This is a genomic window from Pseudomonas sp. Choline-02u-1 (assembly GCF_002836515.1).
Classification (GTDB): domain Bacteria; phylum Pseudomonadota; class Gammaproteobacteria; order Pseudomonadales; family Pseudomonadaceae; genus Aquipseudomonas.
In genome coordinates this window covers 1-26,568 of sequence record NZ_PJBC01000003.1, presented here as the reverse complement: position 1 = coordinate 26,568, position 26,568 = coordinate 1, and the positions used below count along the sequence as shown (strand labels likewise).

23 protein-coding genes and 1 pseudogene are annotated in these 26,568 nt (G+C 61.4%); 16 read left to right on the top strand and 8 right to left on the bottom strand.

Annotated features, from left to right (window positions below):
* Window positions 1-132: 132 nt before the first annotated feature.
* The 5 genes and pseudogenes from CXF97_RS28670 to CXF97_RS02085 all read left to right on the top strand — a co-directional run.
* A pseudogene (locus CXF97_RS28670) lies at window positions 133-1,164 on the top strand (cache domain-containing protein); the annotation flags it as partial.
* Window positions 1,165-1,257: 93 nt separating this feature from the next.
* Complete coding sequence (locus CXF97_RS28665) at window positions 1,258-2,022, top strand: methyl-accepting chemotaxis protein (protein ID WP_371918362.1); 765 nt, start codon at window positions 1,258-1,260, stop codon at window positions 2,020-2,022.
* 200 nt (window positions 2,023-2,222) lie between these two features.
* Window positions 2,223-3,335, top strand: a complete 1,113-nt coding sequence (locus tag CXF97_RS02095; protein ID WP_101156402.1) for a glycosyltransferase family 1 protein — start codon at window positions 2,223-2,225, stop codon at window positions 3,333-3,335.
* A complete protein-coding gene (locus CXF97_RS02090) occupies window positions 3,328-4,098 on the top strand; it encodes a DUF2334 domain-containing protein (protein ID WP_101155714.1) in 771 nt (256 codons plus the stop codon). Before CXF97_RS02095 ends, CXF97_RS02090 begins: the two co-directional genes overlap by 8 nt.
* A complete protein-coding gene (locus CXF97_RS02085) occupies window positions 4,095-5,090 on the top strand; it encodes a lysylphosphatidylglycerol synthase transmembrane domain-containing protein (RefSeq protein WP_101155712.1) in 996 nt (331 codons plus the stop codon). The genes CXF97_RS02090 and CXF97_RS02085 overlap by 4 nt, the downstream gene beginning before the upstream one ends.
* On the opposite strand, the gene CXF97_RS02080 is transcribed toward CXF97_RS02085, so the two are convergent.
* Entirely contained in the window at window positions 5,087-5,266 is a 180-nt protein-coding gene (locus CXF97_RS02080; protein ID WP_101155710.1) for a hypothetical protein, read from the bottom strand. The genes CXF97_RS02085 and CXF97_RS02080 overlap by 4 nt on opposite strands.
* A gap of 98 nt (window positions 5,267-5,364) precedes the next feature.
* The gene (gene purU / locus CXF97_RS02075) at window positions 5,365-6,213 is read right to left on the bottom strand and encodes a formyltetrahydrofolate deformylase (protein WP_101155708.1); all 849 of its coding nucleotides are present in this window, start codon (window positions 6,211-6,213) and stop codon (window positions 5,365-5,367) included.
* A gap of 336 nt (window positions 6,214-6,549) precedes the next feature.
* On the opposite strand from purU, the gene mvaT reads away from it, so the two are divergent.
* Window positions 6,550-6,927 (top strand): histone-like nucleoid-structuring protein MvaT, encoded by a 378-nt coding sequence (mvaT, locus tag CXF97_RS02070; protein ID WP_016773476.1) that lies wholly within the window; start codon window positions 6,550-6,552, stop codon window positions 6,925-6,927.
* A 96-nt stretch (window positions 6,928-7,023) separates the two neighbouring features.
* Here the strand turns inward: mvaT and sbcB are convergent, their stop codons facing one another.
* On the bottom strand, window positions 7,024-8,454 hold the full coding sequence (gene sbcB / locus CXF97_RS02065; RefSeq protein WP_101155706.1) for an exodeoxyribonuclease I: 1,431 nt from the start codon (window positions 8,452-8,454) through the stop codon (window positions 7,024-7,026).
* A gap of 334 nt (window positions 8,455-8,788) precedes the next feature.
* On the opposite strand from sbcB, the gene CXF97_RS02055 reads away from it, so the two are divergent.
* From CXF97_RS02055 to CXF97_RS02030, 6 genes are read left to right on the top strand one after another with little or no spacing between them, the layout of a single operon-like run.
* Window positions 8,789-9,517, top strand: coding sequence for an RDD family protein (locus CXF97_RS02055; protein ID WP_101155704.1), 729 nt, complete (start codon window positions 8,789-8,791; stop codon window positions 9,515-9,517).
* The gene (locus CXF97_RS02050; protein WP_101155702.1) at window positions 9,514-10,491 is read left to right on the top strand and encodes a stage II sporulation protein M; all 978 of its coding nucleotides are present in this window, start codon (window positions 9,514-9,516) and stop codon (window positions 10,489-10,491) included. Before CXF97_RS02055 ends, CXF97_RS02050 begins: the two co-directional genes overlap by 4 nt.
* A complete protein-coding gene (locus CXF97_RS02045; RefSeq protein WP_101155700.1) occupies window positions 10,478-12,016 on the top strand; it encodes a DUF4129 domain-containing protein in 1,539 nt (512 codons plus the stop codon). The genes CXF97_RS02050 and CXF97_RS02045 overlap by 14 nt, the downstream gene beginning before the upstream one ends.
* A complete protein-coding gene (locus CXF97_RS02040) occupies window positions 12,013-13,176 on the top strand; it encodes a DUF4350 domain-containing protein (RefSeq protein WP_101155698.1) in 1,164 nt (387 codons plus the stop codon). Before CXF97_RS02045 ends, CXF97_RS02040 begins: the two co-directional genes overlap by 4 nt.
* Window positions 13,173-14,174: a MoxR family ATPase gene (locus CXF97_RS02035; protein ID WP_101155696.1), complete on the top strand. Its 1,002-nt coding sequence runs from the start codon at window positions 13,173-13,175 to the stop codon at window positions 14,172-14,174. Before CXF97_RS02040 ends, CXF97_RS02035 begins: the two co-directional genes overlap by 4 nt.
* A complete protein-coding gene (locus CXF97_RS02030; RefSeq protein WP_101155694.1) occupies window positions 14,171-15,499 on the top strand; it encodes a DUF58 domain-containing protein in 1,329 nt (442 codons plus the stop codon). Before CXF97_RS02035 ends, CXF97_RS02030 begins: the two co-directional genes overlap by 4 nt.
* A 49-nt stretch (window positions 15,500-15,548) precedes the next feature.
* Here CXF97_RS02030 and CXF97_RS02025 read toward each other — a convergent pair whose 3' ends face one another.
* Window positions 15,549-15,908 (bottom strand): PilZ domain-containing protein, encoded by a 360-nt coding sequence (locus tag CXF97_RS02025; protein ID WP_101156399.1) that lies wholly within the window; start codon window positions 15,906-15,908, stop codon window positions 15,549-15,551.
* Between the two features lie 232 nt (window positions 15,909-16,140).
* Window positions 16,141-16,527 carry a tol-pal system YbgF family protein gene (locus CXF97_RS02020; RefSeq protein WP_101155692.1) on the bottom strand — a complete coding sequence of 129 codons (387 nt, stop codon included), beginning with the start codon at window positions 16,525-16,527 and terminating at the stop codon, window positions 16,141-16,143.
* Window positions 16,528-16,696: 169 nt separating this feature from the next.
* Here CXF97_RS02020 and pyk point away from each other — a divergent pair, with 169 nt between their 5' ends.
* On the top strand, window positions 16,697-18,148 hold the full coding sequence (pyk, locus tag CXF97_RS02015; RefSeq protein WP_101155690.1) for a pyruvate kinase: 1,452 nt from the start codon (window positions 16,697-16,699) through the stop codon (window positions 18,146-18,148).
* A 176-nt stretch (window positions 18,149-18,324) separates the two neighbouring features.
* On the opposite strand, the gene CXF97_RS02010 is transcribed toward pyk, so the two are convergent.
* Genes CXF97_RS02010 through CXF97_RS02000 form a run of 3 tightly spaced genes read right to left on the bottom strand, consistent with a single transcriptional unit; the run spans window position 18,325 to window position 21,138 of the window.
* Complete coding sequence (locus CXF97_RS02010) at window positions 18,325-19,074, bottom strand: enoyl-CoA hydratase-related protein (protein WP_101155688.1); 750 nt, start codon at window positions 19,072-19,074, stop codon at window positions 18,325-18,327.
* A gap of 29 nt (window positions 19,075-19,103) precedes the next feature.
* Window positions 19,104-20,039 carry an iron-sulfur-binding ferredoxin reductase gene (locus CXF97_RS02005; RefSeq protein WP_101155686.1) on the bottom strand — a complete coding sequence of 312 codons (936 nt, stop codon included), beginning with the start codon at window positions 20,037-20,039 and terminating at the stop codon, window positions 19,104-19,106.
* Window positions 20,032-21,138, bottom strand: coding sequence for a diguanylate cyclase (locus CXF97_RS02000; RefSeq protein ID WP_101155684.1), 1,107 nt, complete (start codon window positions 21,136-21,138; stop codon window positions 20,032-20,034). The genes CXF97_RS02005 and CXF97_RS02000 overlap by 8 nt, the downstream gene beginning before the upstream one ends.
* A 415-nt stretch (window positions 21,139-21,553) precedes the next feature.
* On the opposite strand from CXF97_RS02000, the gene CXF97_RS01995 reads away from it, so the two are divergent.
* The 3 genes from CXF97_RS01995 to CXF97_RS01985 all read left to right on the top strand — a co-directional run bounded on the left by CXF97_RS01995 (window position 21,554) and on the right by CXF97_RS01985 (window position 26,452).
* Window positions 21,554-23,077, top strand: a complete 1,524-nt coding sequence (locus CXF97_RS01995) for a fumarate hydratase (RefSeq protein WP_007916251.1) — start codon at window positions 21,554-21,556, stop codon at window positions 23,075-23,077.
* Window positions 23,078-23,360: 283 nt separating this feature from the next.
* A complete protein-coding gene (locus tag CXF97_RS01990) occupies window positions 23,361-25,121 on the top strand; it encodes an ATP-binding protein (RefSeq protein WP_101155671.1) in 1,761 nt (586 codons plus the stop codon).
* Window positions 25,121-26,452 carry a sigma-54 dependent transcriptional regulator gene (locus CXF97_RS01985; RefSeq protein WP_101155669.1) on the top strand — a complete coding sequence of 444 codons (1,332 nt, stop codon included), beginning with the start codon at window positions 25,121-25,123 and terminating at the stop codon, window positions 26,450-26,452. Before CXF97_RS01990 ends, CXF97_RS01985 begins: the two co-directional genes overlap by 1 nt.
* The last annotated feature ends 116 nt before the right edge of the window (window positions 26,453-26,568 follow it).

The following is a 26,568-nucleotide window of genomic DNA, read 5'->3' as shown; positions in this document are numbered from 1 at the left end:
AGACCCATCAGAAAATCGGGTCGGACATTTCCCTAAGGAGAGCCGGAAATATCAGTTTTTCAACCTTGCCCATAGTGCGCGTCTCTATCAAAGCACGCCCAGGACATTAAGACCTTAGCGGAACCCCAAGCCATGAACAAAAACCTGCGCTTCAGCCATAAGATTTTGCTTGCCGCCGCTCTCATCGTCATTGCCGCTTTCGCCTCGTTTACGTTGTACAACGACTGGCTGCAACGCAATGCGATCCGCGATGACCTGAACAACTACCTCAACGAAATGGGCGAGGTCACCGCCGGCAACATCCAGACCTGGCTCAGCGGGCGCATCCTGCTGATCGAGAACGCCGCCCAGAACATCGCCATCAACCCGCAACCTGACACGGTCGCCAGCCTGCTGGAACAGAAAAGCCTGACCTCGACGTTCATGGCCACCTATCTGGGCGATGCCACTGGCCACTTCACCATCCGCCCGGACGTGAAGATGCCGGACGGTTTCGATCCGCGCGTACGCCCTTGGTATAAAGGTGCCGAAAGCAGCAGCACTTCGACCCTGACCGAACCTTACATCGATGCGGCCACGGGCCAGTTGATCATTTCCATCGCTACCGCGTCGAAAAAGGCCGGACAGAGCGTCGGCGTGGTCGGCGGTGACCTCAGCCTGCAGTCACTGGTCGACACCCTCGCCGCCCGTGATTTCGATGGCATGGGCTATGTGTTCCTGGTCAGCGCCGATGGCAAGATCCTCGTCCACCCCGACAAGGCCCTGGTGATGAAATCGCTGAAAGAAGCCTATCCGCAGGACACCCCGCGCATCAGCAGCGATTTCAGCGAAGTGAGCGTCGACGGCAAAACCCGCATCGTCACTTTCGCCCCGATCAAGGGCCTGCCGTCGGTGAACTGGTACATCGGTTTGTCGATCGATAAAGACCAGGCTTACTCGATGCTCAGCGAATTCCGTACCTCCGCGGTAATCGCGACCATTATTGCCGTGGCTATCATCATCGCCCTGCTCGGAATGCTGATCCGCCTGCTGATCCAGCCGCTGCACGTGATGACCCGCGCCATGGAAGACATCGCCGACGGCGAAGGCGATCTGACCAAACGCCTGAACATCGTCAATAACGATGAATTCGGCATACTTGGCACCGCGTTCAACCGTTTCGTCGAGCGCATTCACGGCTCGATCCGCGAAGTGTCTTCGGCCACCGGCCAGGTCAACGAAGTCGCCCTGCGCGTGGTCGCTGCGTCGAACTCCTCAATGTACAACTCTGACCAGCAAGCTTCGCGCACCAGCAGCGTTGCCGCCGCGATCAATCAGCTCGGCGCCGCCGCCCAGGAAATTGCGCGCAACGCCGCGCAAGCGTCGAACCAGGCCAGCGACGCCCGGGGTCTGGCCGAGGATGGCCAGCAGGTGGTCGAGCGCAGCATCAAGGCGATGAATCAGCTGTCGAGCATGCTCAGCGCGTCCAGCACCAATATCGAGTCGCTGAACAGCAAGACCGTCAACATCGGCCAGATCCTCGAAGTGATCACCAGCATTTCCCAGCAAACCAACCTGCTCGCCCTTAACGCCGCGATCGAAGCGGCCCGCGCCGGTGAGGCCGGTCGTGGTTTTGCCGTGGTGGCCGACGAAGTACGCAACCTCGCGCACCGCACGCAGGAATCGGCGCAGCAGGTGCAGACCATGATCGAGGAGCTGCAAGTCGGGGCCCGGGAATCGGTGAGCACCATGAGCGACAGTCAGCGTCACAGCCACGACAGCGTGGAGATCGCCAACCTTGCCGGCGAACGCCTGAACAGCGTGACCCTGCGCATCAGTGAAATCGACGGGATGAACCAGTCGGTGGCGACCGCGACCGAAGAGCAGACCGCGGTGGTCGAGTCGATCAATGTCGACATTACCGAGATCAATACGCTCAACCAGGAAGGCGTGGAGAACCTGCACGCGACGCTGCGTGCGTGCTCGGATCTGGAGCAGCAGGCTTCGCGGTTGAAGCAGTTGGTGGGTAGTTTCCGCATCTGAGGCGCCGCCACTTCCGCCTTCGCGAGCAAGCCCGCTCCCACATTGGAATGCATTTCAATTGTGGGAGCGGGCTTGCTCGCGAAGGCGCCCACTCAAACAACACAAAACCGACCTGAGACCCCACCGCGCAATCCCGACCGAACATCTATTCTGGATAACGGTCAACCAAGGGAGAACAACACAGCGGAGGGTTGCTCACCGTGCATATCGCCGACATCACCATGTTCTACGCCCCGGCCAGCGGAGGCGTGCGTACTTATCTGGATGCCAAGCACCGTCGCCTTGGCGACCGCAGCGGTATTCGTCACAGCCTGCTCATCCCCGGCGCGCGACTGGGTGAACATGACGGCATTTACACGGTTCCAGCACCTGCCCTGCCTTTCGGCAAAGGCTATCGCTTCCCGCTACGGCTGGCGCCATGGCGAAACGTCCTGCAGGATTTGCAGCCGGATCTGATCGAAGTCGGCGATCCCTACCTCACCGCGTGGGCCGCGCTGGATGCCCGGCGGCAGCTGGATGTGCCGGTGATCGGCTTTTATCACTCGGATCTGCCGCTGCTGGTAGGCAATCGCATGGGCCACTGGGTCACGCCGAACGTCGAAGCCTACGTCACCCGTCTCTACGGCAATTTCGACCGCGTTCTCGCGCCGAGCCAGGTCATGGCGGACAAGCTCACCGGGCTCGGCGTACGCAATGTCCATGTGCAACCGCTGGGCGTGGATCTGCACACGTTCCATCCCGACGCCCGCGACCCCGGCCTGCGTGCCGAATTGGGGATTGCCGAAGACACCCGGCTATTGGTCTTTGCCGGGCGCGGTTCCAAGGAGAAAAACCTGCCGGTGCTGCTCAAGTGCATGCAACGCCTCGGCCCGCGCTATCACTTGCTGTTGGTCGGCTCGTCAATGCCCACTGCGGTGCCGGATAACGTCAGCGTCATCGATGAATTCTGCCCGGCAGCAAAAGTCGCGCGCCTGATGGCCAGTGCCGATGCGCTGGTGCACGCCGGTGATCAGGAAACCTTCGGTCTGGTCATTCTTGAAGCCATGGCCTGCGGCATTCCGGTGGTGGCCGTCGCAGCCGGGGCGTTTGAAGAAATCGTCAACGATTGCTGCGGTCTGCTCTGTGCCCCGAACAACCCGCAAGCGATGGCCAACGCCGTGCGCGAGCTGTTCAGTCGCGGCTGCGATCGGCTTGGCCGCCAGGCGCGCCAGCATGTTGAACGGCATTACGCCTGGGACACTGTGGTCGACAGCCTACTCAGTCACTACCACGCTGTGCTCGGCCATACGCTGCCACGGGTGGCCAATGGTTGAACACATGAAAGCCGTATGCCTGGTGTTGCATGATGTGGCGCCCTCGACGTGGGCGGACTACCAGCCCTTCGTCGAGGCCGTCGATGCCTTGGGCAATGTGCCGATGACGTGGCTGGTAGTGCCGAACTTTCACCGCCACGATGCGCTTGATGCCAACCCGGCGTTTCGCCGGGTGCTCGACGCCAGGGTGGCCCGAGGCGATGAACTGGCGCTGCACGGTTATTACCACGACGACCAGGAAGCTATGCCAAACACCCCGCGCGACTGGTTCATGCGTCGGGTCTACACCCATGAAGGTGAATTTTATCGCTTGTCCCACGACACAGCCCTCGCCCGTTTGCATGCGGGTCTGGAAATATTTCAGCGCTACGACTGGCCAGTGCACGGCTTCGTCGCTCCGGCCTGGCTGATGAGCGACGGCACCCGCCAGGCCTTGCGCGAATTACCGCTCAGTTACACCAGCGATCCGCAGCATCTTTATCGCTTGCCTGACTTCAGCGCCCTTGATGCGCCCGGGCTGGTGTGGAGTGCGCGCAGTGCCTGGCGTCGCGGCTTGTCGAAAATCGTCAGCGACCAGCGTGAACAGCGTTGGCGCGAGGCGCCGGTGATTCGCCTGGGCCTGCACCCGGTCGACATGCGCCACCGCTTTTCGCGCGATTACTGGTTACACACCCTGCAACGCCTACTCGCAGACGGACGCGTGCCTTTGACCAAGATCGACTGGCTCGCCCGCCAGCGCGGACACCTGGAACAGGCGGCATGAAGCGCAGTCTGTTGTTGCTGATCGGCCTGCTCGCGGCGGTGCTGATTCCGCTGCTGTTGGGCGGTGGTGAAATCTGGGCACGCCTGCGCGGCTTTCCGTTGAACTGGCTGTTGATCATGTTCGGCATGATCCTGCTCTGCTGGGGCATCAATACCCTGCGCCTGCGTTTGTTGCTCGGCGACCAGCGTGAAAAGGTCCCGCCGATGAAAAGCCTCGGCGTAGTGATGGCGGCCGAGTTCGCATACTGCGCCACGCCCGGCGGCAGCGGCGGGCCGCTGACCATCATGGCTTTGCTGGCCCGCTACGGCGTGCGTCCGGCGCGAGGCAGCGCGGTGTTTGCCATGGATCAGCTCAGCGATCTGCTGTTTTTTCTCTGCGCGCTGAGCGGGATTCTGATTTATGCACTGTTCCAGCATCTGAGCGATCGGCTCGAATGGCTACTGACGGTCAGCGCGGTGTCGCTGTTCGGCGGATTATTCAGTTGCGTGCTGATTGCGCGATACCACCGGGCGTTGATTCGCCTTAGCGGTCGGGTGTTGGCAGGCATGAACGTGACTGCGCGCACTCGCCGACGCTGGGCGCGCAAGTTGCTGCACTTTCTCGCGGCGTTTACCGATACCTTGAAGCTGCCATGGCGGACGCTGACCCAGGTGTTCGCCCTGACCTGCGTGCACTGGCTGCTGCGCTACAGCGTTTTATATCTGGCCCTGCGCGGGCTCGGTGCCGACTTGCAGTGGGCCTGGAGTTTTCTGGTGCAGATGCTCTCGCTGGGCGCCGGCCAATTCAGCCTGTTACCCGGCGGCGCCGGCGCGGCGGAATTGACTTCGGCTGCACTGCTCGCGCCGATGGTGGGCAAATCCACCGCAGCGGCGGCGATTCTGATCTGGCGGGTGGTGACGTATTACTTCTATCTGCTGGTCGGCGGCCCGGTGTTCGTGCTGATGCTGGGCAAGCCGTTGCTGAAGAAGCTGATGAAAGTGCGCCAAGCCTAAAGATCGTCACCCGTTTCATCGTCCGACTCTGGTTTCAGCTGTTCCCACAACGCGGCGGCGCCGGGAAATTCGGTGCCGTCCTCAGGACCCATGTCATCCGGATCGTAGCGACTGAGGCAACCTTCACCAAGGGTGGCGGGCGCTTTTGAGGTGGCTTTGTCCAGTGGATCGCTCATGGTTTTTCCTCGGGCAGAAACGGCGAAAGAGCTTGAACGACGAAGGGCTTGAGCGATTCAACGCCCAAGCCCTTCGTTTTTCAAGCGTGTCTGTGCGATCAGAACACGACCGTCTTGTTGCCGTGCACGAGCAGGCGGTCTTCGAGGTGATAACGCAGGCCGCGGGCCAGCACCATTTTCTCGACGTCACGACCGAAACGCACCATGTCTTCAATGCTGTCGCTGTGGCTGACACGCACCACGTCCTGCTCGATGATAGGGCCGGCGTCCAGTTCTTCAGTCACGTAGTGGCAAGTCGCGCCAATCAGCTTGACGCCGCGAAGAGACGCCTGATGGTAAGGCTTGGCGCCGACGAACGAAGGCAGGAAGCTGTGATGAATGTTGATGACCTTGTGCGCATATTCGCGGCACATGTCCGGCGGCAGGATTTGCATGTAACGCGCCAGCACCACCACTTCGGCGTCGTGCTGTTTGACCAGCCGCGACACTTCGTCGAATGCAGGCTGCTTGTCCTGTGGATTGACCGGGACGTGGTAATAAGGAATGCCGTGCCACTCGACCATGCTGCGCAGATCGTCGTGGTTGGAAATCACGCAGGAGATCTCGCAATCCAGTTCGTCGCTGTGCCAGCGGTGCAGCAGGTCGGCCAGGCAGTGGGATTCACGGCTGGCCATCAGTACAACGCGTTTTTTCTGCTCGGTGTCGGTGATGCGCCAGTCCATCGAGAACTCCTCGGCGATCGGCGCGAACTTCTCGCGCAGCTCTTCGATACCGAACGGCAGCGAATCGGCACGGATTTCGTGACGCATGAAGAACCAGCCCACTTGATTGTCAGAGTGGTGGCTCGCTTCGGTGATCCAGCCGTTATGAGAGGCCAGAAAATTACTGACTTTGGCAACGATGCCAACGCGGTCCGGGCAAGATATCACCAGCCGAAAAGTGCGCATGAGGGGGAAACTCCAGAACTTCACAAAGGCCGCCATTCTAGCGACTGTGCAGGAAAACTGCAGTACGCATGCGCGCCGTGCGGAACGAAGCCTGGCGAAACGACTTTCTGACGCAGGTTTTCGTCAAGACTGTGGCGCTTTAGCGAGAGGTTTGCCAGACAACTGTAAATATCTGTGCTGACTGCATCACATTATTTAACTGAACATTCAATTGGCGCCTAACTCCTGTAACTCATTTAAATAAAAAGCCCATCTAAATGTTTACTTGATGAAACAGCCTGACTATTATTACGGCACTGTCCCCTGTCATTCAGCATTCTACGAAAGGTAGTACTCATGTCCTTGATCAACGAATATCGCGCCACCGAAGAAGCCATCAAAGAACTGCAAGCCCGTCTGAAAAACCTGTCCGAAGACGACAAACTGCAAGCCGAACTGGAATTCGAAGGCAAATTGCGCACGCTGATGGGTGAATACTCCAAATCGCTGCGTGACATCATCGCCCTGCTCGACCCGGAAGCCAAATCCAAGGCTCCACGTGGCGGCGCAGTGAAAACTACCGGCACCAAGCGTGCACGCAAAGTTAAGCAATACAAAAACCCGCACAACGGTGAAGTCATCGAAACCAAAGGTGGCAACCACAAGACTCTGAAAGAGTGGAAAGCCAAGTGGGGCGGCGACGTGGTTGAAGGCTGGGCTACCCTGCTGGGCTAAGCCGCAACGCCTTCGCAGAGCGATCCGCGAACAAAAAACGCCAGCATGCGCTGGCGTTTTTTTATGCCCGTAAACTATTGCCAGGCATGTTCGATTTCAAAGCTTCAAACGTTTGCGTAATGCCTCGACATAGTTCTGCCAGTCGTTGAGCACCTCTCGCTGCAATGGCGTCGCACTAAGTGACCATTGCTCGGCAGCTTCGATAAATGACTGCACGGTATTCGGCGCACCTGCCTCAGGTTGCGTCAGACGCTGGCGACAAAATAATTTCCAGCGTTCTTGCTCGGCGACATCCAGGGTCTCTGGAAAGTTGCGTGCTCGATATCGAAAAAGTAATTCGGGCAAACGTTCATCATCGAAAGGCCACTGCTCTTGTGCTAATTGCGCAGGATCGGCCGTTCGAACTTGCTCGCATAGACGGCGATCTCGGTCACCGATAAATCCATCGTACAACTGCTGCTCCGGATCTTCGCTGGGAGTGAAATCTTCGCTGGCATAAATCGCCGCGATTTTATCTTTCCAGACTTGCTGTGCGTCAGTTAGTCGCAGTGCCCGCTCCTGATAAACCGCCATCTCCAGGCCGAGGCGTTGCTGATCTTGCGCACGCAATACCGCCAACGGCGCCACCACCGGGCAACGATTGATATGGATCAGCTTGAGCGGCACGGGCAATTCACCTTCAGCCAATTCATCGCGGCGGGTGTATAAACGCTGGCGCAGGGTTTGTGCATCAAGGTCCAGCAACCCTTGCGGATCAAGATGCAGATCACAGACGATCAAGGCGTTGCGATTCTTCGGGTGCCAGGCCAGCGGCAGCACCACACCGACATAACTGCGCGCCGCCGAGAAACGCCCGGACACATGCACCAGCGGTTGTAACAGACGAATCTGATCCATGACTTTCTGTTTACTGCGCAGCTGGAACAGCCACTCGTAGAGCTTGGGCTGTTTCTCGCGAATCAACCGCGCCAACGCGATGGTGGCGCGCACATCCGACAACGCTTCGTGAGCGTGCCCGTGATCGATGTGATTGGCCGCCGTCAGCCGTTCGAGTTTGAGGGTTACCCGGCCATCGTCACCGGTCGGCCAGACCAGACCATCGGGGCGCAATGCGTAAGCGGCGCGCACCACATCAATCAGATCCCAGCGACTGTTGCCACCCTGCCATTCACGGGCGTAGGGGTCGAAAAAATTGCGATAGAGACTGTAGCGGGTCATCTCATCGTCGAAACGCAAGGTGTTGTAACCGGCGCCACACGTACCCGGTGCAGCCAGTTGCGCATGCACGCGAGTCATGAAATCGGCTTCGCTCAGGCCTTTTTCGGCGAGCTGGCCGGGGGTGATTCCAGTGATCGCGCACGCCGCCGGATGCGGCAGGATGTCTTCGCTGGGCTGGCAATAGAGATTGACCGGCTCGTCGATTTCGTTGAGCGCATGGTCGGTACGGATCCCGGCCACTTGCAGCGCACGGTCGTTGCGCGGATTGATGCCAGTGGTTTCGTAGTCGTACCAGAAGATTGAAGTCACGGGCGAATCCTGAACAGAAGATCGGCGAAGTCTAGGCGCTCAGCCGACCCCGGAGCCAGTCTCCTGTCCCTCAAAAAGCACTTTTTCCAATTTCCTACAGCTTATGGGTACTCGTACTGTGGGAGCGTGCTTGCTCGCGAAGGGGCCAGCACATTCAACATCGCTGCTGCCTGTCACTACGCGCTCGCGAGCAAGCTGGCTCCCACAGGGCCAGTATGGTCAGCCTTTACGTGGCGGTTACACGCTGTGCAACACATAGTGATGTCGTTCCCCCCCGAGAGGCTGCTAGCATCAGGCGCACTTGCATCCCGAACAGGCGAACATCAGGTAGCCCATGCTCGAACCCACAGCACCGCCAAGGAAAGCACCGCTGGCCCCGCCGCTGGATACGCGTCATCAGGTCGAAACGCCGGAAGGCATCGACCTGCCGTTGCGTCCCGCCGGGTTGATGGTGCGCGCTGTGGCGTTTGCCATCGATCTGGGCATTCGCGGCTTCATCCTCGGCGTGCTGTTTATCGCACTGGCGTTTCTCGGCAGGCTTGGCATGGGCCTCGGCTCGCTGCTGCTGTTTGCCATCAGTTGGTGGTACATGGTGCTGTTTGAGGTGCTGCGTCAGGGCCGCTCGCCGGGTAAGCAATGGCTGGGGTTGCGCGTCGTGCACGACGACGGCACGCCGATCGGCTGGTCTGCCTCGCTATTGCGCAACCTGTTGCGTTTTGTCGACCTGCTGCCATTCGGCTATTTCCTCGGTGCACTCAGTTGCCTGCAACACCCGACCTTCAAACGCCTGGGCGATATCGCTGCCGGCACGCTGGTGGTTTACAGCGAACGTCCGCTGAACCGCCCGCAATTGCCTGACGCTGAACCTCGTCGCTCCCCCGTTGTTCTCACACTCAGCGAACAACGCGCGGTGCTCGGTTTCGCCGAGCGTCAGGCCCAGTTGTCTCCCGCGCGGGTCAATGAGCTGGCTACATTGCTGGCCCAGCCGCTGCATATTTGCGCGTCTGAAGCGGTGGTCGAACTCAATGGCATCGCGCGCGGTTTGTTGGGGCCGAGCCCATGAAGCAAAGCCTGTTCGAAACCCGCCACAAGGCCGAATGGGAGCGCTTCGCCTCGGCGCTCGAACGTCTCGAGCACGGTAAGGACACCCCGCAAGTGGCCGCTTTCCCCAAATCCTATCGACGCCTCTGCCAACACCTGGCCTTGGCACAGGAGCGCGGCTACAGCAGTTTTCTGATCGATTCATTGCAGCAACAGGTGCTGCGCGGCCATCAACAGCTGTACCGGCATCGCAGTCGCCTCGGCGCGCAGATAATCAGTTTTATCCTCGCCGACTTCCCGCGACTGGTGCGCGAGGAGTGGCGCTTTGTCGCGGTCGCCAGTCTGCTGTTCTTCGCCAGCCTGATCGGTTTCGGCGTGCTGGTGTATCTGTTTCCCGAACTGATCTACAACCTGATCCCGGCCGAACAGGTGCGCGAAATGCAAGGCATGTACGATCCAGTCGCTGGTCACCTCGGACGCACGGCGGAACGCGCGGCGAGTGAAGACTGGGTGATGTTCGGCTATTACGTGATGCACAACACGGGCATCGCCTTTCAGACCTTCGCCAGCGGTTTGCTGATGGGCGTTGGCAGCGGTTTTTTTCTGCTCTACAACGGCATGATCATCGGCGCGGTGGCCGGACACCTAAGCGAAATCGGCTTCGGCCAGACCTTCTGGTCGTTCGTGATCGGCCACGGCGCATTCGAACTGACCGGCATTGCCCTCGCCGGCGCGGCGGGGCTCAAGCTGGGCTGGGCGCTGATCGCACCGGGACGCCTGACACGCGGCGAGGCACTGCGCCTGGCTGCGCGCAAAAGCGTGTTGCTGGTCTGCGGGGTCATGCTGTTCTTGCTGATTGCAGCGTTCATCGAGGCGTATTGGTCGTCGAAAGCCAGTGTCACGCCACAGACCAAATATGCAGTCGGCGCCGCGCTGTGGCTGGCCGTCGCGGTTTATCTGTTGTTTGCCGGAAAGACCCGCCATGCGCCTGAGTGACGCCAGCGTCGTGATCCGCCCGCGCACGACCTGGGAAGCCATGGACCTGGGCGTGTTGATGAGCCAGCAGCATCGCCGGTTGTTGATGACCAGTTGGGCGATCGTTACCCTGCCGCTGTTCGCCCTGTTCAGCCTGCTGTTGTGGGACTGGCCATCGCTGGCGGTGTTCATTTTCTGGTGGCTGAAACCGGCCTACGAACGCCTGCCTTTATACATCCTCTCCAAAGCACTGTTCGGCGAAACCCCGACGCTCAAACAAGCCCTGCGTGAATGGCCGCGCCTTCTCAAGCCGCAACTGCTGGCGAGCCTGACCTGGCGACGGCTGAGCCTGAGCCGCAGCTTTGCGCTGCCGGTGACACAACTCGAAGGTCTCGACGGCGAAGTTCGACAACAACGCTTGCAGGTGCTGCTGCAACGCAACGGCGGCGCTGCGCAATGGCTGACAATTATCGGCGTGCATCTGGAAACCGCGCTGTGGATCGGCCTGATGGTCCTGTTCTACCTGTTGTTGCCGCAGCAAATCGAAACCGACTGGGACTGGCAGTCGCTGCTGCTCGCAGCCGATCGGGACTGGCGTTGGCTGGAACACCTGACCAACGCTTTTTACGCGCTGATCCTGGTGGTCTGGGAGCCGATTTATGTTGCCTGCGGCTTCAGCCTCTACCTTAATCGCCGCACGCAACTGGAAGCCTGGGATATAGAGCTGGTCTTCCGCCGTTTGCGCCAGCGCTTGAACAACGGCGTGCTCGGTGTGTTGCTCGCCGCGTGCCTGTTGCTGCCGAACCTGCAACCGGTATGGGCCAGCGATGCGCCGCACGCACCACGACTGCTCAATCAGCCGCTGACCAGCCAGGCCGCGCGCGACAGTATCCAGTCATTGCTTGAACAACCGCCGTTCAAGAACAAGGAGAGCGTCACCCGCTACCGCTTCGGCGACGACCCGGCGAGCCCGGCCAAGGAAGGGCAGACGGGAGAGGCACCGCAGTGGCTGAAAACCCTGCTCGGCTGGCTCGATGGTCGGCACCTCGACACCTTTGCCAGCCTGATTGAGGTGCTGCTCTGGGGCGCGTTGGTCGCCGCCCTGGGCTGGCTGCTCTGGCGGTATCGCGAATTTCTCCAGGCCTTCGTCAGTCGTCGTCCGAACCTGCCAGTGCGCCGCAAACGAGCGGCGGCGCCACAAGTCTTCGGCCTCGATCTGAACCGTGAAACCCTTCCGGACGACGTCGCCGCCAGCGCCGAACAATTGTGGCTGAGCGAACCTCGTGCCGCGCTGGGTCTGCTTTATCGCGGCCTGCTCAGCCACCTGCTGCACGATTTCGGGCTGACGCTGACTGCCGCCGATACCGAAAACCAGATCCTCCAACGCATCGAGCAATTGCAACGCCCCGACCTGCTCGCTTACAGCCGCAACCTGACAGTTCACTGGCAGAACGTGGCCTATGGGCACCGACTTCCAGCCGCGCACCTGCAAGCAGAACTGTGCAACGGCTGGCGTGAGCTGTTCAGCAAAGGGTCGCGGCATTGAACCGGCGCATCGGCTGGTCACTGGGTGCGCTGGCGCTTTTGCTGCTGGGCGGTTTGAGCCTGTTCCTCTACCTCCAAGCCCGGCCATATGAGGAAGTCGTCGATCACGGCCCCTCGCCCACGGCGCAAGCCAACCCGTATCTGGCGGCAGAAATGTTCCTGCGCGAGCGCGGCCTCGCGGTCAGTCACGCCGAGACCCTCGCGGTGCTGCCGCAGATCGATCCACACGGCCACACCTTGCTGTTGTTCGGCGAGCGCGCACGGATGACGCCGCGAGAAGTCGATCAAGTGTTGAACTGGACTCGCGCCGGCGGACGCCTGGTGTTTGTCGCCGAGTCGCTGTGGGATGCGCAAACCGGGCAAAGCAACGATCTTTTGCTCGACCGGGTGCAATTGCACCAATCGCTGAGCAAGGATTTGAAAGATCCTCCGCAAGAAGTGGAAAAGGATCGCTTTGCGAAACTGACCAAGTTGTACCTGGAAGATGAAGACGCGCCGGCCTACGCCAGTTTCGACACCGACTTCCACCTCGATGACCCGAACAACGTTGCCCAAGCCTGGGCCAACAGCGCCAGAGCCACGCACATGATGCAACGGGTGTACGGCCTCGGGACAGTCACCGTAGTCACCGATGCCGAGCTATGGAAAACCCCGGCCATCGGCCAATACGACAATGCCTGGCTGCTCTGGTATCTGAGCGCCGACACCGACGTCACCGTGATTTACAACACCGCGCATGATGGACTCTGGACGTTGCTCTGGCGCTATTTTCCGCAGGCGATCGTCGCCCTGCTCGCCTTGGTCGGCCTGTGGCTGTGGCAGGCAAGCGTGCGCCACGGGCCAGTGCAAATGCCGGCGCGGGCGGGTCGGCGCCAACTGCTGGAGCATTTGCGCGCCAGCGCCGATTTCCTGCTGCGCCACAACGGCCAGGATGTCCTGCTGCAAGCATTGCAACAGGACATCCTGCGCCGCGCCCGCCATCGCTATCCCGGTTTCGATCAATTGAATGTGGCCGAACAATGGCTGGCGCTATCACGCCTGACCCGGCAACCCACCCGCGCCATCAGCCAGGCCCTGAGCCCACGTCCGAAACAGCGCTTGTCCAGCGCCGAATTCAGTCGTCAGGTCGCTCATCTGCAAACCTTGAGGAACGCGTTATGACTGAACAGATCGAGCCCGGCAGCGCGACTCACGCTGCCCAGCAACGCCAGCGTGCCAGCCAGTTGGCGCAGGCCGTGCGCAACGAATTGAACAAGGCGCTGTTCGGTCAGGAGGCGGTGATCGACGACGTGCTGACCGCGCTGATTGCCGGCGGCCACGTGCTGCTCGAAGGCGTGCCCGGCTTGGGCAAGACCTTGCTGGTGCGAGCCTTGGCACGTTGTTTCGGCGGTGAGTTTGCACGCATCCAGTTCACCCCGGACCTGATGCCCAGCGACGTCACCGGCCACGCCGTGTATGACTTGCAGACCGAACAGTTCAAGCTGCGCAAAGGCCCGCTGTTCACCAATCTGTTACTGGCTGACGAGATCAACCGCGCCCCGGCGAAAACCCAGGCGGCGTTGCTCGAAGCCATGCAGGAGCGCCAGGTCACGCTCGAGGGCCGCGCCCTGCCCATCGCGCAACCGTTCATGGTGCTCGCCACGCAGAACCCGATCGAACAGGAAGGCACTTATCCACTGCCGGAAGCCGAGCTCGACCGCTTCATGCTCAAGGTGCGCATGGATTACCCGGACGCCGATCAAGAACTGAACATGGTCCGCCAGGTGTGTCGCTCGACCCGCGCCGACATGCTCGACGTGCAACCGCTGCGCACGGTGTTGCAGGCGAAAGATGTCCAAGCACTGCAACGTATCGCCAGTGATTTGCCGCTCGACGATCAGGTCCTCGACTATGCCGTACGCCTGGCGCGCAGCACGCGCACCTGGCCGGGCCTGAGCCTCGGCGCCGGGCCGCGCGCATCGATCGCTCTGGTGCGCTGCGCCCGTGCCCGGGCGTTGTTGCGCGGCGGCGAGTTTGTCATTCCGGATGACATCAAAGGCTGCACGCTGGCCGTGCTGCGCCATCGCGTGCGCATCGCGCCGGAGCTGGATATCGAAGGTTTGCAGGTCGATCAGGTGCTCGCGCAATTGCTCGATCAAGTGCCGGCGCCGCGCCTGTGAAACCGTCTCGGCTGCTGTTGATCTGGCTGGCCCTGCTGCTGGTCGTCAGCAGTGTGCTCGGTGCCGTTCAGGCACTCGGCACTGAGATACCGTCGAGCCTGATGTCGATCAACTGGGGTTTGCTCCTGGCGCTGATGGCGTTGGCAGTTATTGACGCGGTGCGCCTTGCACGCCTGCCGTCGCCGCACATCACGCGGCAGATGCCCGGCAGCCTGGCGCTCGGGCGCTGGACAGACGTGCAGGTGGACATTGCGCATGAATTCGTCGAGCCATTGAACATTAGACTCTTCGACCACATACCCGACGGCCTAGAGTTTGATGACCTGCCGATGGTGGTTGAACTTCAACCTGGCTATTGCAGCCAGATCCGCTACCGGCTGCGCCCGGCCAAACGTGGGCGTTTCAGCTTCGCACAGTGCGAAGTCAATCTGCCGAGCCCCTTGGGGTTATGGTCCGGCAAACGCCTGCTCAGCATCAGTGACGAGACCCGCGTCTACCCGGACTTCGCTCGGCTCTACGGCGGTGAATTGCGCGCCGTCGACAACTGGCTCAGCCAGCTCGGCGTACGCCAGCGACAACGTCGCGGTCAGGGCATGGAATTCCATCAGCTGCGCGAATTCCGTGAAGGCGACAGCCTGCGCCAGATCGACTGGAAAGCCACTGCCCGCCAGCGCACGCCGATTGCCCGCGAATATGAAGATGAACGTGATCAACAGATCATTTTTCTGCTTGATTGCGGCCGTCAGATGCGCAGTCAGGACGATGAGCTATCGCATTTCGATCACGCGCTCAATGCCTGCCTGTTGCTCGCTTATGTTGCGTTGCGCCAGGGCGATGCGGTGGGCCTTAGTACCTTTGCCAGTGACAAGCCGTGCCACGTGGCGCCAGCCAAACGCAGCGGTCAACTGAACGTCTTGCTCAACGCTGTGCATGATCTGGAGACCACGCGGCGTCCTGCCGATTATCAGGCGGCGGCCAACCAGTTATTGGCCCGACAACAGCGCCGGGCGCTGGTAGTGCTGGTGACCAATGTGCGCGATGACGATGATCAACTGCTGGCCGCGGTCAGACGCCTGAGCGCGCAGCATCGAATATTGGTGGCAAGTCTGCGTGAGGAAGCACTGGATACGTTGCGCCAGACCAGCGTGCATACGCTGCCCGAGGCGCTGGCTTACTGCGGGACGGTGAATTACCTGAATGAGCGGGCCGAACGCCATGAACGGTTGAATGCTCATGGCGTTGCCGTAATGGATATTCGGCCCGCGCAATTGGGCACCGAGCTGGTGACGCAGTATCTGAGCTGGAAAAGTACCGCGTCGCTGTGATCCCCGTCGTCGGTGCAGGCGTGCCTGCCAAGCGCTTGGCGCCATCGACTCAGGCCGACGCCGGCAGCGGCTGAAAACTGAAGTACTGCTGCAACGCCAGAATCAGTTGCCCGAACTCCGCCGGCGCGCGCCGCAGGATGAAACCGGCGTCGTAGTGCAGCGGCGTGGCGTCTTCATGGCACCACACGCAACAGGCGCTGAAATCGATGATCTGCTGGCTGCCATCGCGGGCGGGAACCTTGAGGCGTAACTGGAAATCGGCGCCAACCATCATTGGCAGCTGGCTGATCAGCATCAGCCCGTCTGCAGACACATTGCCGAGAAAGCCGACGGGTTTGTCGGTGACGCTGTTGAACACTCTGAGGTAATACGGCAACTGATGCCGTTCGATCCGGCGGTCGGTAAACATGATGTGCGGTTCGCCATGCAGGGCTCCGTCACGGAGCCGCATCTGTGCTTCGGAACGAACCTGTGCGGCAGGCCCGCTCTCCCCGCTTCCGGTGTGAACGGCGCACCAATCGCCGTCACCTCTACCACTGCCAGTCGCAGGTGTTGCGCCGTTAACGAGTCAAGGCTCCAAACGGTTTCCTTGACTATAGCGGAGCTTGTACAGACGGCCAGAATTTGTATGAGAAGCGCCGTTAGAAGCGTGTCGGCCGCACCACTGCCGCGGCACTGCGCGTCGGGTAATGGCCCAGGCTCTGCAGGGTTTCCAGACGCGCGCGAGCGCGGTAGGCGTATTCGCTGTTCGGGTACGAAGCGATGATGAACTGGTAGGTCTGCACCGCGTCGATGTACAACTTCTGCCGCTCCAGGCACTGGCCGCGCATCATCGACACTTCCGGCCACACGTAAGGGCGGGCGCGGCTGGCGCGTTCGACCTTGGACAGCTCAAGCATGACCTGCTCGCAATTGCCGCGATCATAGGCGCTGTAGGCGTTGTTCAAATGATGGTTCATCGACCAACGGGTGCAGCCCGTCATGGCGAGGACGCTGAGGGCAAGGGCGGCAATGGGCAACAATCGCATGGTGGTTCTCCTGTCTTGTGCTCTGTATCGACCCCTGCCGTGAAATCTTCAGCAGTGTTTGTGCCAGTTGTCGGTTCAATAAAGAAAACGATAAGTAGTGCAAACGAACAATGACTACACCTTCTGAGCATAGTAGCCTTCGCTGGCGCTTGAACTCAGGAGTCTTTGCATGTCCGTCCGTCGTACCAAAATCGTCGCTACCCTTGGCCCGGCCAGTAACTCGCCGGAAGTTCTCGAACAGCTGATTCTGGCTGGTCTGGACGTTGCCCGTCTGAACTTCTCCCACGGCACCCCCGACGAGCACAAGGCTCGCGCGAAGCTGGTGCGTGACCTGGCTGCCAAGCACGGCCGCTTTGTCGCCCTGCTCGGCGACCTGCAAGGCCCGAAAATCCGTATCGCCAAATTCGCCAACAAGAAGATCGAGCTGAAGATCGGTGACAAGTTCACCTTTTCCACCAGCCATCCGTTGACCGAAGGCAACCAGCAGGTGGTCGGCATCGATTACCCGGATCTGGTCAAGGACTGCGGCGTGGGCGACGAGCTGCTGCTCGACGACGGCCGTGTGGTGATGCGCGTTGATACCCAGACTGACGATGCCTTGCATTGCACCGTGACCATCGGCGGCCCGCTCTCGGACCACAAAGGCATCAACCGTCGCGGTGGCGGCCTGACTGCCCCGGCCCTGACTGAAAAAGACAAGGCCGACATCAAGCTCGCTGCGGAAATGGAAGTCGACTACCTCGCGGTGTCCTTCCCGCGTGACGCTGCCGACATGGAATATGCCCGTCAACTGCGCGACGAAGCCGGCGGCACTGCCTGGCTGGTGGCGAAGATCGAACGCGCCGAAGCCGTGGCCGACGACGAAACCCTCGACGGTCTGATCAAGGCTTCCGACGCGGTAATGGTTGCCCGTGGTGACCTCGGTGTGGAAATCGGCGATGCCGAGCTGGTGGGCATTCAGAAGAAAATCATTCTGCACGCACGTCGCCACAACAAGGCAGTGATCGTCGCGACCCAGATGATGGAGTCGATGATCCAGAACCCGATGCCGACCCGCGCCGAAGTGTCCGACGTGGCCAACGCCGTGCTCGACTACACCGACGCCGTGATGCTCTCGGCCGAATCCGCCGCAGGCCTCTACCCGCTGGAAGCCGTGCAGGCCATGGCGCGGATCTGCGTCGGCGCCGAGAAGCACCCGACCGGCAAGACCTCCAGCCACCGTATCGGCAAGGAATTCAGCCGCTGCGACGAAAGCATTGCGCTGGCGACCATGTACACCGCCAACCACTTCCCGGGCGTCAAAGCGATCATCGCCCTGACTGAAAGCGGCTTCACCCCGCTGATCATGTCGCGTATCCGCTCTTCGGTGCCGATCTACGCGTTCACCCCGCACCGCGAAGCCCAGGCCCGCGCGGCGATGTTCCGTGGCGTCTACACCATTCCGTTCGACCCGGCCTCGCTGGAACCGCACGAAGTCAGCCAGAAAGCCATCGACGAACTGACCAAGCGCGGCGTCGTGGAAAAAGGCGACTGGGTCATCCTGACCAAGGGCGACAGCTACCACACCACCGGTGGCACCAATGGCATGAAGATCCTGCACGTGGGTGACCCTCAGGTCTGAGTGACACGCTGAAAACAAAAGCCCCGGCATGTGAGTGCCGGGTTTTTTTGTTTACTGCTCTGGAAGAGCTGTCGACTGATCTGCCCTCTTCGCGAGAAAGCTCGCTCCCACAGGGACCGCATTCCCATGTGGGAGCGAGCTTGCTCGCGAAGAGGCCGGCACGTTCAGCGAAAATCTCAATGCCGTTTGATAAATCCGGTCAGCGCCGCCAATGCCTCCGGCGAACGCAGGCGCTGAGTGAACAACGCACCCTCGTGCTCGATCGCCTTGCGCAACAACTCGCGATCCGGCGCTCGCATCAACTGCTTGCTGATGCGTACCGCTTCGGTCGGCAAGTCATCAAAACGCAGCGCCATTTCCCGCGCCTTGCTCAACGCCGCTTCACCGCTGTCCAGCGCTTGAGTGGCAATCCCCCACTGCGCAGCCTGTTCACCACTGAAACCTTCGCCGAGCAACAACAGCTGCGCCGCTTTCGCCTGGCCGAGCAAGCGCGGCAGGATCAGGCTGGAACCGAATTCCGGGCACAAACCAAGATTGACGAATGGCATGCGCAGCCGGGCGTCACGGCTGACATAGACCAGATCGCAGTGCAGCAACAGGGTCGTGCCGATACCCACCGCGGCACCGGCGACAGCGGCGATCACCGGTTTGCGGCATTCGAGCAGATTGAGCATGAAGTGAAACACCGGGCTGTCGAGGTCGCTCGGCGGTTGCTCGAGGAAATCGGCGATGTCGTTGCCGGCCGTGAAGCACTCGGCGCTGCCGCTGATCAGCACAGCATTGATCTGCGGGTCGTTGCCGGCCAGCTCCAGCGCCTCGGCGAGACGGCTGTACATGGCGCGGGTCAGGGCGTTTTTCTTGTCCGGGCGGTTGAGGCGAAGCGTCAGCAAACCGCCTTCGCGTTCGAGCAAAATGGTGTCAGGCATGGCATGTCTCGCGTCTGAAAAATCAGCGCTCAACCCCGGGACAGGAACACGTCGGCCAGCAGTTGATTGCGCGGCAATCCGGCCAGGTACAAGCGCTTGGCGAAGGCGTCGACGCTGGCCGTCGAGCCGCAGACTAAGGCCAGGGTCTGCCGGGAAACAAGGCGCAGTTGCGCCAGGGCGTCGGCCGACCCGGCCGCTGTCCATAGCTCGACGCTGAGGTTTTCGCGCTGCGCGGCCAATGCGGCAAGGGGTTTGGCCAAATAGTGCTCGCGTTCGTCATGGGCCAGGTGAATGACGCGGATAGCGCCTTGGTGATCCTGCCGCAAGGCTTCGCGCAACACGCCGAACAATGGGCCTAAACCGGTGCCGGCGGCCAGCAGCCACAGCGGCCGGGCGTGCCAGTCCGGGTCGTAGTGCAAGGCGCCGCCGCGCAGTTCGCCGAGGCGGATCGAGTCGCCGATCTGCAGCTTGCGCGCAGCGTCGATGAATTCGCCGGGCTGACGGCAATCGAGGTGAAATTCAAGGAATCGGTCTTCTTGCGGCAGGCTCGCCAGCGAGTACGGACGGGCGACGTGGCCGATCCACAGCACCAGATGCTGGCCAGCGCTGTAGCGCAGTGGCCGTTGCGGGGTCAGGCGCAGGCGCAGAACGTTGCCGCTGAGCCAGTCCAGCGCCTCGACCAGCGCCGGGCGACCGTCGGCGATCGGATCGAACGTGTGCACCTGCAGATCTTCTGTTACCTGGCATTGGCAGGCCAGCCGCCAGCCTTGCAGGCGTTGTTCGGCGCTCAAGGCGTCCGGGCGGTTGTCGCTGGGCAGGCCTTGCACGCATTGCACCAGACAGGTGTGGCAACTGCCGGCGCGACAGCTGTAGGGCACGGCGACACCGTTTTGATTGAGACTGTCGAGCAGGTTGCTGCCCGCTTCAACCGTCCACTGCCGATCACCGACACGCAATTCAGGCATCGACGTTCTCCCACGCGGCGGCACAACGATTGCGTCCGTCACGCTTGGCCCGGTACAGCGCCTGATCGGCACGCTGCAAGGCTTCGTCCAGATCATCGCCGACGGACAGCAGGGTCATGCCCGCCGACAGGCTCAGATTACGCACTTGCAGGCCCATCAATTCAACCTCGCTGAAGGCAATGCGCAAGCGTTCGCAACAGGCCGTCAGCCGTTCGGCATCGCAGTCGGGCACCAGCACCACGAATTCCTCGCCACCATAGCGAGCCAGCACGTCGCCGTCGCGCAAGCAGGCTTGCGCCACGCCGGCAAACGCTTGCAGCACCTGATCGCCGGCCGCGTGGCCATGCAGGTCATTGATGCGTTTGAAGTGATCCAGATCGATCAGCGCCAGCCCGTGCATCACGTTGCTGTCCAGCTCATTCAGCTCGCGCGAGGCGATGCGCAGGAAGTGTCGGCGATTGAACAGCCCGGTCAATTCGTCGGTGGCAACCAGATCTTCGAGCTGACGCATCATCCCGCGCAAGGTGTCCTGATGCGCCTGCAAGGCAAACCGACGCTGCCGCTGGCGTTGCCGCGAAACCTGCACAAACCGGGCGTAGAGCACCAGCCACGCCAGCACCATCGCCAGAATGCACACCTGCAATGCCGCAAGCGCAGGCTCGGCGAGGCGCAAGTGGTAGGCGTCCCACAGGGTGATCGCGCAGAAACTGAAAAACACCAGCAGCGCGCACCGGATGAACACGTGTCGAGTGAGATGAAACAGGCCGAACAGCAGGATCAGCACATAGAACACCAGAAACGCGCCGCGCGCCTCGTCGACATGGGCGATCAGCCAGGTCTGCCAGCCCAGTCCCATCAATACTTGCGCTTCGGTCAGGCTGGGGTCGACGAAGCGCTGGTTGCGACCGCTCCAGAACAGCCCGAACAGCGTCGCCTGGCTGATGACCACCAGGGCACTGCCGATGGCAACGCCACTAAGCGATTGCTGGTAATGCCCGGTGAAAAACGCCAGCCACAGCAGCAGCAAAGCCAATCCGTAGGTGGCCGCAGCGAGGGCGAAGCGTTTAAGCAAAAGGCGTTGAATGGCGTTATGGGTCAATCGTTGACTCACCGTGCGATAGGAGGCTGACCGAGTGTCCTACTCTACAGACCGGATGCCACTTTAGAGGCCCGGTCGCTAAATGACCACCGATTTTCGGGCCGGGAAAATGGCGTCAAAAACCCACATATTCAGTGTAGGAGCTGCCGCAGGCTGCGATCTTCTGATCTTGACCTTAAAAACAAAATCAAAAGATCGCAGCCTGCGGCAGCTCCTACAGGAATATGCGAAAGACATGCGACCAACGAATGACTGCCGGCGCGTGTATGCCCCTTTGATGCGCGGTATACTGCCGCGCCTTTTTAGCGTCGCGCCAGCAGCCCCGGCGTGCCTTGAAAGGTGCTTGCGACCGACCGATGCACCCAAGCCGCAGGCACCTTATTGAATGTTCCCGTCTTTTAGAGGAGCGCGACTCATGACCGTGATCAAGCAAGACGACCTGATTCAGAGCGTTGCCGACGCCCTGCAGTTCATTTCCTATTACCACCCCGTCGATTTCATCCAGGCGATGCACGAAGCCTACCTGCGCGAAGAATCGCCAGCGGCCCGTGATTCGATGGCGCAGATCCTGATCAACTCGCGCATGTGCGCGACCGGCCACCGCCCGATCTGCCAGGACACCGGTATCGTTACTGTGTTCGTGCGTGTCGGCATGGACGTGCGCTGGGATGGCGCCACCATGGGCTTGGACGACATGATCAACGAAGGCGTGCGTCGCGCCTACAACCTGCCGGAAAACGTCCTCCGCGCCTCGATCCTCGCCGACCCGGCGGGCGCTCGCAAGAACACCAAGGACAACACCCCGGCCGTGATCCATTACTCCATCGTCCCGGGCAACACCGTGGAAGTGGACGTGGCGGCCAAGGGCGGCGGTTCCGAGAACAAGTCGAAAATGGCCATGCTCAACCCGTCCGACTCGATCGTTGACTGGGTATTGAAGACCGTCCCGACCATGGGCGCCGGCTGGTGCCCACCGGGCATGCTCGGCATCGGTATCGGCGGCACCGCCGAGAAAGCCGCGGTGATGGCCAAGGAAGTGTTGATGGAATCCATCGACATTCACGAGCTCAAGGCCCGTGGCCCGCAGAACCGCATCGAAGAAATGCGTCTGGAGCTGTTCGAGAAGGTCAACCAGTTGGGCATCGGCGCCCAGGGCCTGGGTGGCCTGACCACCGTGCTCGACGTGAAAATCATGGACTACCCGACACACGCGGCCTCGCTGCCGGTGTGCATGATCCCCAACTGCGCTGCCACCCGTCACGCACACTTCGTGCTCGACGGTTCCGGCCCGGCCTCGCTGGAAGCGCCACCGCTGGACGCCTACCCGGAAATCGTCTGGGAAGCTGGCCCGTCGGCCCGTCGCGTCAACCTCGACACCCTGACTCCGGAAGACGTGCAGAGCTGGAAGCCGGGCGAAACCGTGCTGCTCAACGGCAAGATGCTCACCGGTCGCGACGCGGCGCACAAGCGCATGGTCGAGATGCTCAACAAGGGCGAAACCCTGCCGGTCGACCTCAAGGGTCGCTTCATCTACTACGTCGGCCCGGTTGATCCGGTCGGTGACGAAGTGGTTGGCCCTGCCGGCCCGACCACCGCGACGCGGATGGACAAGTTCACCCGCCAGATCCTTGAGCAGACCGGCCTGTTGGGCATGATCGGCAAGTCCGAGCGTGGCCCGACCGCGATCGAGGCGATCAAGGACAACAAGGCTGTGTACCTGATGGCTGTCGGCGGCGCCGCTTACCTGGTTGCGCAAGCGATCAAGAAGTCCAAGGTGCTGGCGTTTGCCGAGCTGGGCATGGAAGCGATCTACGAGTTCGAGGTCAAGGACATGCCGGTCACCGTGGCGGTGGACAGCAAAGGTGAGTCGGTGCACATCACCGGTCCCGCAATCTGGCAACAGAAGATCAGCGAAAGTCTGGCGGTGGAAGTGCAGTAAGCTTCTGGCGTCATGAAAACGGCCGGTGCATCCGCAAAGATGCCCCGGCCGTTTTTCGTTGACGATGACCGAGCGCCATTAAACACCCTGTGATGGGCTTGATCCGCTACCGAGATGCTCATGCAGCCGCCCAAACGGTTTCCGCTCGTTTGGCCTCGGCTGGAATCTGCCAGGCTGAGTGAGGTCATCCGACGCACCAACAAGGACATACCGCGACAGCGAGCACGCGGGCCGGGGCCATGCTATGGTCTCGGCCCGACTTTTCTGACCGTTTGCGCCCAGCATGCTGCCGACTTCCCGTACCCTGCGTCTGTCGTTGTATTCCCTGCTGATCATTGCCGGCACGGTCGTGGCCGCGACGCTCGCCATGCGCCACGCCGAGCGGCAGGCGCAGGAAGAAGACGCCGCGCGCGCCAACCAGCAACTGGCGCTGTACGCCAATTCACTGCACACGCTGATTGATCGCTACCGCGCCCTGCCCGCCGTGCTGGCGCTGGATCCGCAATTGCGTTCGGCGCTGGCTGGCCCTGTCGACGCCGCGCAGCAAGCGGCACTGAATCTGAAGCTGGAAAAAATCAACGGTGCAGCGCAATCCTCGACCCTTGAATTGCTGGATCGCACCGGCCGGGCCGTCGCCGCCAGCAACTGGCGCTTGCCCAGCAGCTACGTGGGTCACAATTACGGCTTCCGCCCTTACTTCAGCCAGACTCGCACCCAAGGCACCGGACGTTTTTACGCGGTGGGTGTGACCAGTGGGATTCCCGGTTATTTCCTTTCCAGCGCGGTGCTCGGCGACGACGGCGAGTTCCTCGGTGCGATGGTGGTCAAGCTGGAATTTCCCGAGCTGGAGCGCGAATGGAGCCAGGGCAGCGACACGCTGCTGGTCAGCGATGCGCGCGGGATCATCTTCATCGCCAATCAACCCGGTTGGCGTTATCGCGCCTTGCGGCCGCTGAGCGCGGACGATCTGGCCGAGATCAAATCCACGCGTCAGTACGACAAACAATCGCTGGTACCGCTGACTCATTTGCCGCTAAGGCGCTTCGATGACAACAGCGATCTGCGCCGGGTCGAGGGCCCGGACGGCACTGCCGACTATCTTTGGGAATCGCTACCACTGACGACCGAGGGCTGGACCCTGCACCTGCTGCGCCGCCCGCAAGTGGCTTTCGAGGATTTGCGCAACGCCGCGCTGGCTGCCGCCGGAGTGTGGCTGGCGCTGGTGTTTTTGTTGCTGTTTCTCAGTCAGCGCTGGCGGCTGGCCAAGGTCCGTCAGCGCAATCGCGAAGAACTCGAGCGCCTGGTCGAAGAACGCACCCGCGACTTGCGCACCGCGCAGGAAGGTCTGGTGCAATCGGCCAAACTCGCCGCGCTGGGGCAGATGTCCGCCGCGCTGGCCCACGAAATCAATCAACCGCTGACCGCCCAGCGCATGCAACTGGCCACCCTGCGCCTGCTGCTCGAACATGGCCGCGTCGATGACGCCTATAAGGCGCTGAAACCGGTGGACGACATGCTCACGCGCATGGCCGCCCTCACCGGCCACCTCAAGACCTTCGCCCGCAAAAGTCCGAGCGGTTTGCGCGAACGCCTGGATCTGGCGACGGTGGTCGATCAGTCGCTGCAACTGCTCGATGCGCGCCTGCGTGACGAGCAGGTCAGCCTGGTGCTGCATCTGGCACGCCCGGCGTGGGTGCGCGGTGATGCGATTCGCCTGGAACAAGTGCTGATCAATGTGCTGCGCAATGCACTGGATGCCATGCAGGGTAAAGCCTGCAAGCGCGTCGAAATCCGCCTCGAAGCGGATGAGCAATTGTGGCGGCTCAGCGTCAGCGACAACGGCGGCGGCATTGCCGAAGAACACCTGGGCCAGGTGTTCGATCCTTTCTTTACCACCAAACCGGTGGGGGACGGTCTCGGCCTGGGGCTGGCGGTCTCATTCGCCATCGTGCATGAATCCGGCGGGCGCCTGAGCGTCGAGAATGGCGAACACGGCGCGGTGTTCAGCCTGACCCTGCCAATCGATCTGGAGGCACACATCTGATGCTCGACTCGGTGATGGTGATCGACGATGAAAGCAGCATTCGCAACGCCGTCGAACAGTGGCTGAGCCTGTCGGGGTTCCAGGTGCAACTGTTCAGCCGCGCCGAAGAATGCCTCGCGGCGCTCCCCGAACATTTTGCCGGAGTGATACTGAGCGACGTGCGCATGCCCGGCATGGACGGTTTGCAATTGCTCGCCGCCGTGCAAAAGCGCGACGCCGATCTGCCAGTGATTCTGCTCACCGGCCATGGCGACGTGCCGATGGCGGTCGAGGCGATGCGCGATGGCGCCTACGACTTTCTGGAAAAACCATTCAGCCCGGAAACGCTGCTGGGCAGCCTGCGCCGGGCGCTGGACAAGCGCCGTCTGGTGCTGGAAAACCGCGCCCTGCACGAGCTGGCCGACAACCGCGCGAAGCTGGATGCGACGCTGCTGGGCGTATCCCGGGGTTTGCAGACATTGCGTCGGCAGGTGCTGGATCTGGCGAAGTTGCCGGTCAACGTGCTGATCCGTGGCGAAACCGGCAGCGGCAAGGAACTGGTCGCGCGTTGCCTGCACGATTTCGGCCCCCGCGCCGGCAAGCCGTTCGTGGCGCTGAACTGCGCGGCGATTCCGGAGCAACTGTTCGAGGCCGAGCTGTTCGGCCATGAGAGCGGCGCGTTTACCGGCGCCTCGGGCAAGCGCATCGGCAAACTGGAATACGCCGATGGCGGCACGCTGTTTCTCGACGAGATCGAAAGCATGCCGCTGGCCCAGCAGGTGAAATTGCTGCGGGTCTTGCAGGAGCAAAAGCTCGAACGGCTGGGATCGAACCAAAGCATTCGTGTCGATTTGCGTATCGTCGCGGCGACCAAACCGGACCTGCTCGACGAAGCCCGCGCCGGGCGTTTTCGCGAGGATCTGGCGTATCGTCTGAACGTTGCCGAACTGCGCCTGCCGCCGCTGCGTGATCGCCGCGAAGACATTCCGTTGCTGTTCGAGACCTTTGCCCACAACGCCGCTCAGCGCCTGGGCCGAACGTTTGCGCCGCTGACAGGCGCGCAATTAAGCCATCTGCTCAGCCACGACTGGCCGGGCAACGTGCGCGAACTGGCCAACGTCGCTGAGCGTCAGGTGTTGGGGCTGGATGAACCGGTCACCGGGATTGACCCTGGGCAATCGCTGGCGGCGCAGCAGGAAGCCTTCGAAGCGCACTGCCTGCGCGCGGCATTGACCCGGAACAAAGGGGATGTGAAAGCGGTGCTTGAGGAGCTGCAACTGCCGCGCCGGACATTCAATGAAAAGATGCAGCGACATGGGTTGAGTCGGGAGATGTTTGTCTCCGACAGCTGAGTTGATCGTTCCCACGCTCCGCGCGGGAATGCAGCCCGGGACGCTCCGCGTCCCCTTCGAAGCCGAAGGCGGAGCGTCTGTTGAGGCATTCCCACGCAGAGCGTGGGAACGATCAC